We start from the raw sequence: 14,614 nt of genomic DNA on the forward strand, positions 1-14,614 counted from the left end.
GGGCGCCGCACCGAACCCCTCGGCCCCCTCCGGCCCGTCCGGCTCCCGCCCCCCGGGCACGGGCCCGGCGGCCCTCGCCGGCGTGTCAGGGCTGACGGGCCGGGACGGCACTGTGCGCGGCGGCACCGGCGGGGCGGCCGCGTCCGGCGGGCCCGGCTGCGGCGGGACCCCGGGCGGCGCCGCCACCGGTGCGGGCGGGGGCGGCGGGCAGGTCAGGGAAGCCGCCGAGTCGTACCGGCTTTCGAGGGTGTCCCCGGGGTCGGGGGCCGGGCCCGCGTCGGGGTTCTCGTACAGCTTCTGCCACCAGTCGTCCGCGCCCTGCTGACTCATGCCGCTATTCTCGGCCCCCCGCTGCCGCGGAAAACGCGGAATACACGAAATGGGGTCCCGTTCCGATTGCTTCGTACGGCCCGCCGCATTCCGCACATCCGTGCGCCTGCCCGGCCTTCCGTACGCCGGGTCCGGACTCCCCCGTGAAATCGGGTGCATCACCCCCTCCCGGAGATTTCCGGGCAACCGTCGCACAAGTAGCGTCCGGACGGCGGGCGTTGGTGCTGCCGCGACGGCTGCGGCGATGATGTCCGCGGCGGGTTTGCGCCTTGACCGCTTCCCGCCAGGAGCGGCGGGCCGAGAGGTAGGGGGTGGACGGGTTGCTGCGTGCGATAGGCCTGGACAAGGGCCAGGAGACGGCGTACCGCGCACTGGTGGCGCTGGGTGCGTCGGAGGTGCCGGATCTCGCGCACCGGCTGGCGCTGCCGGTGCAGCAGACCGAGCGGGCGCTGCGCCATCTGGAGCGGCACGGCCTGGCCGCGCAGTCCTCGGCCCGGCCGGGGCGATGGGTGGCGGCCCCGCCGGGGGTGGCGCTGGCGGCGCTGCTGGCGCGGCAGCGGAGCGAGCTGGAGCAGGCGGAGCTGTCGGCGGCGCTGCTCGCGCAGGAGTACCGGGGGGAGGCGGCCGAGCCGACGGTGCACGACCTGCTGGAGGTGGTGACGGGCGCGAGCGCGGTGGCACACCGGTTCCGGCAGCTCCAGCTCGGGGCGGCGCGCGAGGTGTGCGCGCTGGTCACAGGCCGGCCGCACGCGGTGACGGCGGCCGACAACGAGGAGGAGGAGCGGGCCGCCGCCGCGCGGGGGGTCGTGTTCCGGGTGGTGGTCGACCAGGACGTGCTGGGTGGGCCGACGGGGATCCGGGAGGCGTCGACGGCGCTGGCGCGCGGGGAACAGGTGCGGGTCACGGACCGGGTGCCGACGAAGCTGGTGATCGCGGACCGGTCCCTGGCCATGGTTCCGCTGACGGCGCGCGGGGCGGAGCCGACGGCGCTGGTGGTGCACGCGTCGGGGCTGCTGGATTCGCTGACCGGCTTGTTCGAGGCGGTGTGGCGGGAGGCTGTCCCGCTGCGGCTGGGGGCGACGGGGGCGGCGGAGGAGTCGGGGGGCGTACCGGACGCCACGGACCTGGAGATCCTGACGCTGCTGCTGGCCGGGCTGACGGACGCGAGCGTCGCCAAGCACCTGGAGCTGGGGCTGCGGACGGTCCAGCGGCGGGTCAAAGGGCTGATGGAGCTGGCCGGGGTGACGACCCGGCTGCAGCTGGGCTGGCATGCGCGGGAGCGGGGCTGGGTGGCCCGGTAGCCCCTGGTCGGGCACGCTGAGCATGTGGATCTGCCACAGCTTCTGCTGGTGGGGCTGGTGCTGCTGCTCGGGGTGGCCGGGGTGCTGGTCCCCGGTGTTCCCGGGACCTGGCTGGTCTGGGCGGGGGTGCTGTGGTGGGCGCTGCGGGAGCGGTCGGCGGCGGCCTGGTCGCTGCTGGTCTCGGCGACGGCCCTGCTGCTGGTGGTGCAGGTGGTCAAGTGGCAGCTGCCGCCGCGGCAGCTGCAGGGGATCGGGGCGACCTCGCGGATGGCGCTGTACGCGGGCCTGGGCGCGCTGCTCGGCTTCGTGCTGGTGCCGGTGGTGGGCGCGGTCCCGGGCTTCGTGGGCGGCATCTACCTGTGCGAGCGGTTGCGGCTGGGCACGCACGGCGAGGCGTGGGCGTCGGTGCGGGCGGTGATGCGGGCGGCGGGGACGAGCGTGCTGGTGGAGCTGCTGGCCTGTCTGATGGTGGTGGGTGCCTGGGTGGGCACGGTGGTGGCGGCGGGCTGACGTCGGCGGCAGGACGCGGCAGCGGGACGCGGCAGCGGGACGGGCCGCCGGTACTGCGGACCCGCGCCCGCTACGGACCTGCGGGCCGATGCGGCGACGGGCCGGATCCGGGACCATGGCCGTGGTGGTCCCCGGCCTCGGGATCCGCGGCCGCGCCCCCTGGAGGTCGGCCTGCACACGCCGGCCCCGCACTGCGGCCCGGCGGTGCTCCCGCATCCGCCCGGACCGGGGCTTCGCCCGGGGCCTCGACCCGTGGCGGCGACAGGCGTCCTGTGCGTGGTCCGGGCCCGGGAGGCCGGTTCCCTGGGCGGCCCGGCCGTGTCGGTACGGCGGGCCGGGCAGGGAAGCCCTGAACCTTCACTCCGGTGGAACAGGGCCCCGCAGCCCGGCGCCGTGCCCGGCGTCCCGGCTCGCACGATCACGTCGGCCCGGACGGTCCTGCGCAGCGCAAGCCCGGAAGCCGACCAGCACACGACTGGGTGTGCGGGGCGGCGCGGCGCCGACCAGCACACCCGTACCGCACACCCGTACCGCCCTGCCCGCCCGGGCACGGCCCGTCACACGCGACGGCCCCGCTTGGCCGCGTGGTTGGCGCGGCCCTCGGCGGACCTGATGCGCCAGTCCCGGCGGATCTCGGCCCGCAGCCGCGCGTCCGTCTTGGCGACGATCCGCTGGTTCTCCCGCAGCAGCTTGCGGTAGCTCTCCAGGCGGCGGTGCGGCAGCTCCCCGGCGTCGACGGCCTCCAGCACCGCGCACCCCGGCTCCGCCTCGTGGGCGCAGTCGTGGAAGCGGCAGTCGGCGGCGTACTCCTCGATCTCGGAGAACACCTGACCGACACCGGTACCGGCGTCCCACAGGCCCACGCCGCGCAGCCCCGGCGTGTCGATCAGCACTCCCCCGCCCGGCAGGGCCAGCAGGTTGCGGGTGGTGGTCGTGTGGCGGCCCTTGCCGTCCACCGCGCGGGCCGCCTGGACCTCCATGACGTCGGCCCCGAGCAGGGTGTTGGCGAGGGTGGACTTGCCGGCGCCGGAGATGCCGAGCAACACGCTCGTACCGCCGGCGACGATCGCCGAGAGGACGTCCGTGCCCTCCCCGGTGAGGGAGGAGACGGTCAGGACCTGGACGCCGGGCGCCGCGGTCTCCACGTCCTGGACCAGGTACGACAGCGCAACCGGATCCGGCACGAGGTCGGCCTTGGTCAGTACGATCAGCGGCTGCGCGCCCGACTCCCAGGAGTCCGCCGACGTGCGCAGCAGCGCGTCACCGCTCGAACTGGACATCGCCAGCGCGAGGAACCGCTCGATCCGCCCGAGGTCGAGTTCGACCGCGAGCGACGCACAGATGACGATGTGATCGATGTTGGTGGCCAGCACTTGGCCTTCGGAACGCTTGGAGGACGTCGACCGCACGAAGGCCGTACGGCGAGGGAGGATCGTGCGCGCGTACCGCGGATCACCACCCTCGGGATCGACGGCGACCCAGTCCCCCGTGCACACGACCTTCATCGGGTCGCGGGGGACGACGAACTCGGTGTCGGCCCGAATGACGCCGGCGGGGGTGGCGACATCGCACTGACCGCGGTCGACCCGTACGACCCGGCCCGGAACGAGGCCCTGCGCGGCGTACGGAGCGAACTCGGCCGCCCAGCCTTCGTCCCAGCCGTAGGCGGCGAGGACGTGCTGAGCGTCAGAAGACGTGTCGAGCGAGGCGTTGAACAAGGGGGAACCCTTCGGAGGGTGGCCCCGGCGGCGCGCTCTGCGCGCGCGAGTCGAGTGGGTGTCAGCCGGAGACCACAGGGGTGGGAACGATGAACTCCTGAATGCGGGCAGCGCCCGTCACCATGACCGTCATCAATGTCCTCACCTCCTGCTTCTTCTCAACGAACCGACACCGTGCCCTCGGGGGCGGCACACAGCCGCGCCGGGGAACAGCAGAACCATAGCCCCGCTCCCGGGCACGGCACCACCGATTAAATTCGAAGCCTCACCCGCCTCCTCCGCCGAGCCGGTGCGTGACGGCGCGCGGGCGCCGTGTGGAGGCGGTGTCGGGACCTCCTGTTCCCTTCCCGGACGCCAGAGCGGCGCAGGACCTTCAGGCGGGAGGACCGGGCGGTTCTTCGAGGACGCTCCACGCGACGGGACCCAGTAGGTCCGCCACCCGCTGGAAGACGTCCATCAGCAGGTCGTCCACGGTCAGCATGCCCACCACCTGGTGTCCGTCGAGCACGGGCAGGCGACGGACCCCGGTTCTCCGGAAGGTCCGGTACGCCTCGTGGATGTCGTCGGTCGCGTTCACGGTGACGACGGGCGACGTCATCACCGCATCCACGGGCTCGTCCACGTCCAGGCCCCTCGCCAGCGCACGCACGGCCAGGTCACGGTCGGTGACGATGCCCCGGAGGCCCCCACCTTCCGTAACCGCCAGGGAACCGATCCCGTACTCGCCCATCCGGCGGCCCACCTCACCGATCGGTGTCCGCGTGGAGACGGTCACTGCTGGTGCGCTCATCCGCTCGGAGACGTTCATCGTTCGGCTGCTCCCTGATTCCTGCAGCCGTCGAGCAGCAGGAAGTCGTGTGCCGGCCTCGGGCTTCGGGCGGCTGCCGGTTCCTTCGTCCGGGCCTGGTGAAGAGGCGGAGGAGGGCCGGAGCCGGCCCCGGCCCGTGCACAGGGCGCATGGCTCCCCACGCCCGGGCCACCGCGGCCTTGACGGGCCGCCGGTGTCCATGGTGACAGCTTGCGTCCACGACGGCTCCTCGGCCGCAACGGTGACGGTCTCACGGGGACGGCGTCGGCAGGAAGACGTGAGGTACCGGTGGCCGCCCATGGCCGCCGCGGAGCCCCCTGACGGCGCTGCCCGCCGAATGCGCCCGGTGGACCGACACACTGCTCTGACGCACAGTGGCACACGACCCCGCACATCCACACTGTCTTGATCACGGAGGCTCGTCATGACCCAGAGCACCCCTTCTGAGCACGACCGTTTGTCCGTCGTCGAAGCGCAGGTGCAGACGCTTGCCCAGGCAGTCCGGGCACTGGCCGAAGGTCTGGAGGCCAACCCCTCGCAGGAAACGGACGCGTCGGTCGAGGCGGCGCGCGGCGCACGGCTCGCTCACGAACTTCTCCTGGCCCAGGGCCTGTAGCAGCACGGCCAGGACCGGTTGACCGACGGCGACGCGGGGGGGGTGGCAGACGTGCGCTGCGGTCTCCTCCCCATCCGTGCCACCCGTCCGGCCCACGACGATCGGCCCGATCGGGCGGCGTCGCGTTGCCCGCCGGTGTCGTGGGGCATGTGCTCGGCACCATCGGGCCGCACGCGTCACCGTGCGGCTCCCGGCTCCCGGCTCCCGGCTCCCGGCTGGCGTCTCCCGGCTGGCGTCTCCCCGATCGACAGAACCACATCGACAGAACCACCCTGCCGGAGCACCACTGCATGGCCTGCACGGGCCGTGGTCCGGGACACGGTCACGACTACGGGCACACCACGATCGTCGGCCTCGCGCCGGGGCTGCTCGGCCGGCGCAGGAGGCTGCCCGGTCGGCAGGTCAAGGGGTCCGACCTCCGGAGTGCCCTCGGCCCTCGTCCCCGAGATGCTTGACGTGGGCGTCGGGTCCAGGGAAATAGAGGGTGGTGCGCCCGGTGTCCGACCAGCGGACGTCATAGGGCGGAGTGCCGTCCTCGTGGCGCAGGCCGACGACTTCACCGTCCCGGCCGCGCTCCCCCACGGTCGGGCCGCCCACGATGATCTGATCGCCCAGGTGGGCGTGAAGACCGCTTCCTGTTGCCTGAGGCTTCATGATCTCGTCTCCTTACCGGGTGCCGCACCAGACGCTCGGCCTGGCTCCGGGCAGCGTCATCGTGGCCGCGCGGGACGCTCCGACCCCCGACCCGGATCCACCGCACGGCCCTGACGCCCGACGCCCGGACGCACGAAAGGCGGAAAGAGTCCGCCCGCCTCTCGCGGATCCCGATCGCGCGGTGCACGGCCGCCGGCCGCTCCTCCGCATCCTCATGAGGACTCTTTCCGTCACTTTCATGGAACCGCGCCGCCGCACGGTACCGCCAGGGCCGAACAGTCCCCGGGTGGCCCCGGACGGCACTGGTCCCGCCCGGCAAGGGCATGCACACTCGGGCATACCGGGCGATGCTCACCGAGGAGGAATCATGAAGCATCTGCGCACGGTCGACGACGTGACGACCCGCGCCGTCGCCTCGGTCGATCGCCGGGCCCCGTGCACGGGCATCGTGGACACCATGCGGCGCCGGCGGATCAGATCGGCGGTGACCGTGCCGCGGGACGCCGCCATCGGCGGCGCGGCCCGTCCCATGGCCCGCGGGCACCTCAAGCGGCTCCCCGTGGTCGTCGACGACGGGCGACTCGTCGGGATCGTCGGCCGGGGCGACCTGCTGAAGATCTGCCTCCGCCCGGACGCCGCGCAGCCGGACGAGGCGATTCCCGCGTGAGCATGAGCGTGAGGGTGACGGACGATGAGGCACTGCAGCGTCGCCGAGCTGATGACGCCCACCGCCATCAGCGCCCAGCGCGGAACGGCGTTCAAGGAGATCGCCCGGCTCCTGGACGAGTTCGGCATCACGGCCCTGCCCGTCGTGGACGAATCGGAACGGCCCGTAGGCGTGGTGTCCGAGGCCGACCTGCTCCGCAGGCGCGCTTCCGGGAGCGGTGCGAACACCGCAGCCGAGCTGATGACCAGCCCGGCCGTCACCGCCCGGCCGGAGTGGAGTGCCGTCCGGGCGGCACGGGTCATGGAAAGGCACGGGGTCAAGCGGCTGCCGGTCGTCGACAGCGCGGGCCGGCTGGTCGGCGTACTGAGCCGCAGTGACCTCCTTCGGCTCTTCCTGCGTCGGGACCGGGCGATCCAGGAGGAGATCCTGGAGGACGTCCTGACCCGCACCCTCCTTCTCAGTCCGTCCGCGGTCACCGTCGAGGTCGAGGACGGGCTGGTGACGCTCAGCGGCACCGTGCAGCGCCGGAGCCTCGTTCCCATCGTGCTGCGGTTGTGCCGGAGCGTCGACGGAGTCGTGGACGTGATCAACCGGCTCCGGTTCGAGCAGGACGACATGACGGCCGATGCACCGTCGGCTGCGGACCAGTTGAGGAGAGACCGATGAAGCATCGGGAGATCCGCGAGCTGATGACCCGTGAGGTCGTCACCGTTCCCGGGGACGCGCCGTTCAGGGACGTCGTCCGGACACTGACGGAGCACCAGGTGTCCGCGGTGCCCGTTGTGGACGGGGGCGGGCATCCGCTCGGCGTGGTCTCCGAAGGAGACCTCCTGCCGAAATCGGCGGACCAAGGGGACTACTTCCGGTCGCTTCCCACACCGGAGGCATGGGAGCGGATGAAGGCCGAGGGCACACGGGCCGAGGAGCTGATGTCCGCACCTGCCGTGTGCGCCCGACCGGATTGGACCGTTGCCGAGGCAGCCAGGCTGATGGAGGCGCAGCACGTCAAACGGCTGCTGGTCGTCGACGAGGAGGACGTGCTCGTCGGCGTGGTGAGCCGCCACGACCTCCTGCGGATCTTCCTCCGCGACGACGACACCATCCGCCACGAGATCACCGGCGAAATCCTCGACCTGACGTTGCGGCAGGGCCCCTCGCCGGTGACCGTCGAGGTGCGTGAGGGCAGGGTCGAGCTTCACGGAGCCGTGACGTTCAAGAGCCTGATCCCGGTGATCGTACGACTGTGCCGCAGCGTGGACGGCGTGGTCTCCGTGTCGGAGCACCTGGGATACGCGGTCGACGACACGGGCACCGGGCGGTGAGCCCGGCCAGGCCCGCGCTGCTGCGCTTCCTGGGCGGCGTACGCACCGTCACCGGCAGCAAGTTCCTGGTCGAGAGCGACCATGCCCGGATCCTGGTCGACTGCGGTCTCTTCCAGGGTTTCGCGGACCTGCGCCACCGCAACTGGGAAAAGCTCGCGTGCGACGCCGCCGACATCCACGCCGTGGTCGTCACCCACGCCCATCTGGACCACTGCGGCTACCTGCCGCGCCTTGTCCGGCACGGCTTCCGCGGGCCGGTCCTGACCAGTACCCACACCGCCCGCCTCGCCGAGATCGTGCTCCGCGACAGCGCACGCCTGCAGAGGGAGGCCGCACAGCACGCCAACGAGCACGGCTGGTCCAAGCACCGGCCCGCCAGGCCGCTCTACGACGACACCGACGTGGAGAACACCGTGAAGTTCTTCGATCCCGTACCGGTCGGCAGCGAGGTCGAGATCATCGCCGGGACGAGGCTCATGCTCCACCACGGCGGCCACATCCTCGGCTCCGCCTGGGCCCATCTCACCCTCGAAGACGGCCACACGCTGGCCGTAAGCGGTGACCTCGGGCGGCCGGGACACCCCCTCCTGCTGCCTCCGGAACCGTTCTCCGGCGCCGACGTGCTCCTCATGGAGTCGACGTACGGCGACCGCAGGCACGACCAGGAGACGGCTCAGCGCGAGTTCGCCTCCGTGATCACCAGGACGCTGTCGCGGGGCGGGACGGTCGTCATCCCCGCCTTCGCGATCGACCGCACCGAGGTCGTCCTGCACGAGCTCGCCGGCCTGCGTCGCGAGGGCGTCCTGCCACGCCACGTGCCGGTGTACGTCGACAGCCCCATGGCCCTGGCCGCCCTCGACGTGTACCGCGACGCACTGGGGTCCCGCTCCCCCGAGCTGCGGCCGGAGATCCTCGACCGAGGTGCGACCGCGATCAGTCCCGAGCCGTTCCTGGCCGCCCGCACCGTCCAGGAGTCGATCGACATCAACAGCACCACCGGCCCGGCCGTCATCGTCTCCTCGGCCGGGATGGCCACGGGCGGCCGCGTCCTGCACCACCTCCACCGGCTCCTGCCCGACTCCCGCAACGCCGTCGTGATCGTCGGCTTCGCAGCCGCCGGCACCCGGGCCCGTGACCTCGTCGACGGCGCCCGCGCCCTCAAGATGTTCGGCGGGTACGTCCCCGTACGCGCGGAAGTGGCCGACGTACCGCACTTCTCGGCCCACGCCGACGCCGACCAGATCATCGACTGGCTCCGCGACGCCCCCGCGCCCCACACCACCTACCTCGTCCACGGCGAGGAAACCGCAGCCGCGACCCTCCGGGACCGCATCGACCGCGAGCTGGGCTGGACGGCCGTCGTACCGAAGTCCGGCGAGGCCGTCCTGATCCGCTGACCGGGGCGCAAGTCCGAGGGAGACGGGCCTCGCGCCGCGGGGGTCAGTGTTTGCGGAGGCGGGCCGTGTAGTCCTCCGGGGGGAGGAAGTTCGACCAGCGCTCCGGGAACTCCGACGGGGGGCCGCCGTCCCCGTCCTCCTCGCCCTCGTCCTCGGACTCGCCCTCGGCCAGCGCCCGCCAGGCGGCGGCCCGCGCGATGAGCCGGGCGGCCTCGGCCTCCCGGGCCCGCTCGTTGTCCTCGCGGGCGGCTGCCGTCGCCACGGACGGCCAGACCCGGTCGATGGCGGCGTTCACGGCGGCGCCGACGAGGACCGCGAAGGCGGAGATGCCGATCCACAGCAGTACGGCGACCGGGGCGGCCAGCGATCCGTAGATGGTGGGGCCCTCGACGGTGTTGATGAGGTAGAGCCGCAGCAGGAACGAGCCGAGCACCCACATGGCGAGCGCGACGAGCGCCCCCGGGACGTCCTCGATCCACGGCGAGCGCACGGGCACGGACACGTGGTAGAGCGTGGTGAGGAAGACGATGGACAGCAGCGTGACGGTGGGCCAGTACAGCACGGCGATCACTTCGGCGCTCCACGGCACCCACCGCACGACGGCGTCCGGCCCGGCCACCATCAGCGGCAGCACGACCGCGCCGATGAGCAGGGCGATCACGTACAGCAGGAAGGCCAGCAGCCGGGTCTTGACGATGCCTCGGCGGCCGTCGAGCCCGTACATGACGGTGATGGTGTCGATGAAGACGTTGACGGCGCGCGAGCCGGACCACAGGGCGAAGGCGAAGCCGAGGGAGATGATGTCGGGGCGGCCGCGCGAGGTCACGTCGTCCAGCATCGGTTTGGCGATCTCGTTGACGCCCCGGTCGGAGAGGACCGTGCCGACGGCGCGGAGGATGTTCTCCTCGATGGAGGCCACGAAGGTGCCGCCGGTCCAGCCGTCGACGTAGCCGAGGACGCCGAGGAGGCCGAGGAAGAGCGGCGGCAGCGACAGCAGCGTGAAGAACGCCGCCTCCGCGGCCAGCCCCAGGATCCGGTACTCGATGCACGAGTTGACGGTGTCCTTCAGGAGCAGCCACGCCATCCTGCGCTTGGAGACGTTGCGGTAGAGGGCTCGGGCCCGGTGGAGTAGCCCGGGGCCCCGCCCGGGAGTTTCTTCTGCTGGCTGCACGTCCTTACGGTATCCGCATGGCAGCCACCACCCACACCGTGACGAATCAGGCCCCTCCCCTGGTGGGATACGACGTCTACACCGGCGACCGGGCCCTCACCGAGAACGTGGAGCGCCATCTGGGCGACGCGCCGCCCGGACTGCTCGCCGAGGTGCGCGGGGAGCTGTCGGAGCTCGGGCGGGCCGCGGGGTCCGCGCAGGCGCAGGAGTGGGCCCGGCAGGCCGACGAGAACCCGCCGCGGCTGCGGACGCACGACCGGTACGGGAACCGGATCGACGAGGTGGAGTTCCACCCGGCATGGCACCGGCTGCTGGGGCACGCGGTGGGCGCCGGGCTCACCGACGCCTGGACCCGGCCTGCGGGGCACCTGCGGCGGGCGGCCGGGTTCTTCGTGTGGTCGCAGGCCGAGGCGGGGCACGGCTGCCCGGTGTCGATGACGCACGCGGCGGTGCCGGCCCTGCGGGCGGAGCCGGACCTGGCCGCCGAGTGGGAGCCGCGGCTGACCTCGCACGTGTACGAGGAGGGGCTCAGGCCCGCCGGGCAGAAGGCGGGCGCGCTCCTCGGCATGGCGATGACGGAGAAGCAGGGCGGCAGCGACGTCCGGGCGAACACGACGGCGGCGCGGCCGCTGGGCGTGCCCGGCGAGTACGAGCTGACCGGGCACAAGTGGTTCTGCTCGGCACCGATGTCGGACGGGTTCCTGGTGCTGGCGCAGGCGGCGGCCGGGGCGGGGCGGGGCGGTCTGACGTGCTTCCTGGTGCCGCGGGTGCTGCCGGACGGGACGCGGAACGCCTTCGCGATCCAGCGGCTGAAGGACAAGCTGGGCAACCGGTCGAACGCGTCGGCCGAGGTCGAGTTCGACGGGACGTGGGCGCGCCGGGTCGGTGAGGAGGGGCGCGGTGTGCGGACGATCATCGAGATGGTCGCGGCGACCCGGCTGGACTGCGTACTGGGGTCGGCGGCGCTGATGCGGCAGGCGCTGACCCGGGCCGTGCACCATGCGGGGCACCGCTCTGCTTTCGGAGCACCGCTCGTCGAGCAGCCGCTGATGCGGAACGTCCTCGCCGACCTGGCCCTGGAGTCGGAGGCGGCGACCACCCTCGCCCTGCGGCTGGCCGCCGCCTGCGACGCCGGGACCGACCGGGAGCGGGCCTTCCTGCGCATCGCGGTGCCCGCCGCGAAGTACTGGGTGACCAAGCGGTGCACGCCGATGGTGGCGGAGGCCCTGGAGTGCCTGGGCGGCAACGGCTACGTGGAGGAGTCCGGGCTGCCGCGGCTGCTGCGCGAGTCCCCGCTGAACTCGATCTGGGAGGGCGCGGGCAACGTCCAGGCCCTGGACGTGCTGCGGGTGCTGCAGCGCGAGCCGCAGGCGCTGGACGCCTTCCTGCGGGAGATCGGGCAGGCCCGCGGCGCCGACCACCGGCTGGACGCGGCCGTCCGGGGGCTGCTGACGGAGCTGGCGGACCTGACGGGCATCGAGGCGCGGGCGCGGCGGCTGGCGGAGCGCATGGCGCTGGTGCTGCAGGCGTCGCTGCTGGTGCGGTGGGCCCCGCCGGAGGTGGCGGACGCGTTCTGCGCGGGACGGCTGGGCGGCGACCGGGGCGCTGCCTTCGGCACGCTGCCGCACACCCTGGACCTGGGGGCGGTGGTGGAACGGGCGCGGATCACGGCGTAGGCGGGTCCCCAAACCACGCCGCCTCCGGGATCCGGACCCGTTGACCGGACCAGGGGTGGCGCCGCGCCGACTCGGCGCCACCGCTGGCCCGAAAGCCCCGAGGAGGAGCTGTCACGCCGTTCACGGCGCGCGGACAGTTTCGGTCGGCTGACCGGGACTTGGCGAGAGTTGCATACCGTTGCAACCCTCTGAGACGGAACCGTCCGCCGGATGTGCCAGGGGAAGGGCACGCCCGGGCCGACCCGGGCGGGTCCTCTCGTAGGTCCTGTTCCGCACGGGGAGGTTCCGGTGGCCGACACCGCAGGAGGCACGGTCGATGTGGCGCGCATCTCGGCCATGGAGCCCCGGGAGGCGACACGGCTGCTGAAGGGGGTTCGGGCGGCCGCGCTGGCCGGGGAGCGTCCTCCGGCGCTGCCCCGCCCGGAGATCGCGGAGTCCTGGCGGCGGATGCTGGCGCGCGGGGTCCACCCGGACCGGGACACCCGCTCGCGGCTGCTGTCGGCGGCGGAGACCGAGGAGCGGCGGCACGGGTCGACGCTGCGGGAGATGCTGCCGGTGCTGCGGGAGGGGCTGCTGCCGGCCCTGGACGCGTCCCTGCACATCATGGTCGTCGCCGACGCGGACGGGCGGCTGCTGTGGCGGGAGGGCGCCCCGCCGATCCTGCGGGCGGCGGACCGGCTCGGCTTCGGGGTGGGCGCCGACTGGAACGAGGCGGTGGTCGGCACGAACGGGGTGGGCACCGCCCTGGTGGCCCGGCGGCCGGTCCAGGTGTTCTCGGCGGAGCACTTCGTCTCCAGCCACCACGAGTGGACGTGCGCGGGCGCTCCGCTGCACGACCCGCGGGACGGGCGGCTGCTGGGCGTGGTGGACGTCAGCGGGCCGCTGGCCACCATGCACCCGGCCACCCTGGCCTGGGTGACCTCGGTGGCCCGGCTCGCGGAGCGGGAGCTGCAGGTGCGGCACCTGGAGTCGCTGGAGCGGCTGCGGACGGTGGCGGCGCCGCTGCTGGCCCGGCTGCAACCCGGGCGGGCGGCGGCGGTGGACCCGCACGGCTGGACGGCGGCGGTGACCGGGTTCGCCCCGCCCGAGCGGGTGCCGCTGCCGAAGGGGCTCGGGCCGGGGCGGGTGTGGCTGCCGCAGCTCGGGCAGTGCGCGGTGGAGCCGCTGCCGGGCGGCTGGCTGCTGCGCGTCGCGGAGGCGCCCCCGGTCGGGGCGGCGGCGAGCCGGGTGGTGCTGGACCTGAGCCGGCCGCGCGCGTGGACGGCGACGGTGTACGGGGCCGCCGGGAGCTGGTCGCTGGAGCTGACCCCGCGCCACGCCGAGCTGCTGTTCCTGCTGGCGCAGAGCCCGCGGGGGCGTACGGCGGCCGAGCTGTCGGAGGAGCTGTTCGGGGACCCGACGCGGACGGTGACGGTCCGGGCGGAGCTGTCGCGGGTGCGGCGGCACCTGGCGGGGGTGCTGGCCCACCGCCCGTACCGGTTCGCGGAGGACGTGGAGGTGGAGCTGGTCCGGCCCGCGGACCCGGCGGGGCTGCTGGCGCACTCCACCGCGCCGGCGGTGGTGAGGGCCCGCCTGACCGCCCCGCGGGAGGTGCCGTGAGGGGACGGCTCTCGTCTGCGGGCCCGCCGTGGCCACCTCCGCAGTTTCCCCGCGCCCTACGGGGCGCTGCCGGACCACGGCCGGCTTCGCCGCGGCCGCCTGGGCCGTTCGCAGCCGACGTGGTTTGCTGACGTGCATGAGCACCGTCACCCTCACCACCTGGTCCCTGGAAATGACCTCCCCGGAAGACCTCGTCCCCGCCGCCGTACCGGGATCCGAGATACGTGTCCAGCGGGCGGAGGTCCCCTCGCCCGAGTTCAGCCGCTTCCTCTACGCGTCGGTGGGCGGTGACATCCACTGGACGGACCGGCTGTCGCTGACCCGCGCCCAGTGGGTCGAGTACCTCGACCGGCCGGGGGTGGAGACCTGGGTGGCGTACGACCGCGGGACGCCCGCCGGGTACATCGAGCTCGACCCGCAGGACGACGGTGTGGTGGAGATCATGTACTTCGGGCTGCTGCCCGACTTCCGGGGCCGCCGCATCGGCGGGCACCTGCTGTCGCTGGGCGTGGCCGCGGCCTGGTCGCTGGCGGAACGCTGGGCGGAGCGCGAGCCGACCCGCCGGGTGTGGGTGCACACCTGCAGCCAGGACGGCCCGACGGCGATGGACAACTACCTGCGGCGCGGCTTCAAGGTCTTCAGGACGGAGGTCGAGGAGAAGGAGGACACCCCGACCCCCGGCCCCTGGCCCGGCGCGTAGGCAGGCGCGTAGGCCCGCCCCCGTTATGTTTTTCGCGGTCCTGCAAGAGGGCCGCTGGCCTCCGGGCCCGGCATGACTGTTGCCCCCTGTCGAACGGATGACCTGGGGGGTGGTGTCACCGGGTCCGAGGGGTGCCGTCGGAGAC

General features: G+C 73.4%; 14 protein-coding genes and 1 pseudogene. 10 read left to right on the top strand and 5 right to left on the bottom strand.

All coding sequences use genetic code 11. The annotated features are described in order from the left end of the window. Nucleotides 1-330 (bottom strand): annotated as a pseudogene (locus tag HYE82_RS24660) (hypothetical protein); the annotation flags it as partial. A gap of 320 nt (nt 331-650) precedes the next feature. Between HYE82_RS24660 and HYE82_RS24665 the strand changes: the two are divergent. Both HYE82_RS24665 and HYE82_RS24670 read left to right on the top strand, forming a co-directional pair. Then, complete coding sequence (locus tag HYE82_RS24665) at nt 651-1,631, top strand: helix-turn-helix domain-containing protein (protein ID WP_179176342.1); 981 nt, start codon at nt 651-653, stop codon at nt 1,629-1,631. A gap of 24 nt (nt 1,632-1,655) precedes the next feature. Beyond that, on the top strand, nt 1,656-2,141 hold the full coding sequence (locus HYE82_RS24670; protein ID WP_179176343.1) for a DUF456 domain-containing protein: 486 nt from the start codon (nt 1,656-1,658) through the stop codon (nt 2,139-2,141). Between the two features lie 557 nt (nt 2,142-2,698). Here HYE82_RS24670 and rsgA read toward each other — a convergent pair. Together rsgA and HYE82_RS24680 are read right to left on the bottom strand one after the other, a co-directional pair. Then, entirely contained in the window at nt 2,699-3,859 is a 1,161-nt protein-coding gene (gene rsgA, locus HYE82_RS24675; protein WP_179176344.1) for a ribosome small subunit-dependent GTPase A, read from the bottom strand. A gap of 373 nt (nt 3,860-4,232) precedes the next feature. Then, nucleotides 4,233-4,667, bottom strand: coding sequence for a CBS domain-containing protein (locus HYE82_RS24680; RefSeq protein WP_179176345.1), 435 nt, complete (start codon nt 4,665-4,667; stop codon nt 4,233-4,235). Between the two features lie 424 nt (nt 4,668-5,091). On the opposite strand from HYE82_RS24680, the gene HYE82_RS24685 reads away from it, so the two are divergent. Further along, nucleotides 5,092-5,283: a hypothetical protein gene (locus tag HYE82_RS24685; RefSeq protein ID WP_179176346.1), complete on the top strand. Its 192-nt coding sequence runs from the start codon at nt 5,092-5,094 to the stop codon at nt 5,281-5,283. Between the two features lie 402 nt (nt 5,284-5,685). On the opposite strand, the gene HYE82_RS24690 is transcribed toward HYE82_RS24685, so the two are convergent. After that, nucleotides 5,686-5,937: a DUF1918 domain-containing protein gene (locus tag HYE82_RS24690; protein WP_179176347.1), complete on the bottom strand. Its 252-nt coding sequence runs from the start codon at nt 5,935-5,937 to the stop codon at nt 5,686-5,688. 367 nt (nt 5,938-6,304) lie between these two features. Here HYE82_RS24690 and HYE82_RS24695 point away from each other — a divergent pair, with 367 nt between their 5' ends. The 4 genes from HYE82_RS24695 to HYE82_RS24710 are packed head-to-tail and all read left to right on the top strand — an operon-like array spanning nt 6,305 to nt 9,323. Then, a complete protein-coding gene (locus HYE82_RS24695; RefSeq protein WP_256987620.1) occupies nt 6,305-6,604 on the top strand; it encodes a CBS domain-containing protein in 300 nt (99 codons plus the stop codon). A gap of 24 nt (nt 6,605-6,628) precedes the next feature. Next, on the top strand, nt 6,629-7,270 hold the full coding sequence (locus tag HYE82_RS24700; RefSeq protein ID WP_179176349.1) for a CBS domain-containing protein: 642 nt from the start codon (nt 6,629-6,631) through the stop codon (nt 7,268-7,270). Continuing rightward, nucleotides 7,267-7,926 carry a CBS domain-containing protein gene (locus HYE82_RS24705; RefSeq protein WP_179176350.1) on the top strand — a complete coding sequence of 220 codons (660 nt, stop codon included), beginning with the start codon at nt 7,267-7,269 and terminating at the stop codon, nt 7,924-7,926. Before HYE82_RS24700 ends, HYE82_RS24705 begins: the two co-directional genes overlap by 4 nt. After that, nucleotides 7,923-9,323, top strand: a complete 1,401-nt coding sequence (locus HYE82_RS24710) for an MBL fold metallo-hydrolase RNA specificity domain-containing protein (protein WP_179176351.1) — start codon at nt 7,923-7,925, stop codon at nt 9,321-9,323. The genes HYE82_RS24705 and HYE82_RS24710 overlap by 4 nt, the downstream gene beginning before the upstream one ends. A gap of 43 nt (nt 9,324-9,366) precedes the next feature. Here the strand turns inward: HYE82_RS24710 and HYE82_RS24715 are convergent, their stop codons facing one another. Further along, nucleotides 9,367-10,494 (bottom strand): YihY/virulence factor BrkB family protein, encoded by a 1,128-nt coding sequence (locus HYE82_RS24715; protein WP_179176352.1) that lies wholly within the window; start codon nt 10,492-10,494, stop codon nt 9,367-9,369. A gap of 17 nt (nt 10,495-10,511) precedes the next feature. Between HYE82_RS24715 and HYE82_RS24720 the strand changes: the two genes are divergently transcribed. The 3 genes from HYE82_RS24720 to HYE82_RS24730 all read left to right on the top strand — a co-directional run bounded on the left by HYE82_RS24720 (nt 10,512) and on the right by HYE82_RS24730 (nt 14,469). Next, nucleotides 10,512-12,170 (top strand): acyl-CoA dehydrogenase family protein, encoded by a 1,659-nt coding sequence (locus HYE82_RS24720; RefSeq protein ID WP_179176353.1) that lies wholly within the window; start codon nt 10,512-10,514, stop codon nt 12,168-12,170. A gap of 336 nt (nt 12,171-12,506) precedes the next feature. Beyond that, nucleotides 12,507-13,769 carry a GAF domain-containing protein gene (locus tag HYE82_RS24725; RefSeq protein WP_256987624.1) on the top strand — a complete coding sequence of 421 codons (1,263 nt, stop codon included), beginning with the start codon at nt 12,507-12,509 and terminating at the stop codon, nt 13,767-13,769. A gap of 136 nt (nt 13,770-13,905) precedes the next feature. Then, nucleotides 13,906-14,469, top strand: a complete 564-nt coding sequence (locus tag HYE82_RS24730; RefSeq protein ID WP_179176355.1) for a GNAT family N-acetyltransferase — start codon at nt 13,906-13,908, stop codon at nt 14,467-14,469. Nucleotides 14,470-14,614: the final 145 nt, after the last annotated feature.

Source organism: Streptomyces sp. BR123 (assembly GCF_013401435.1).
Taxonomy (GTDB): domain Bacteria; phylum Actinomycetota; class Actinomycetes; order Streptomycetales; family Streptomycetaceae; genus Streptomyces.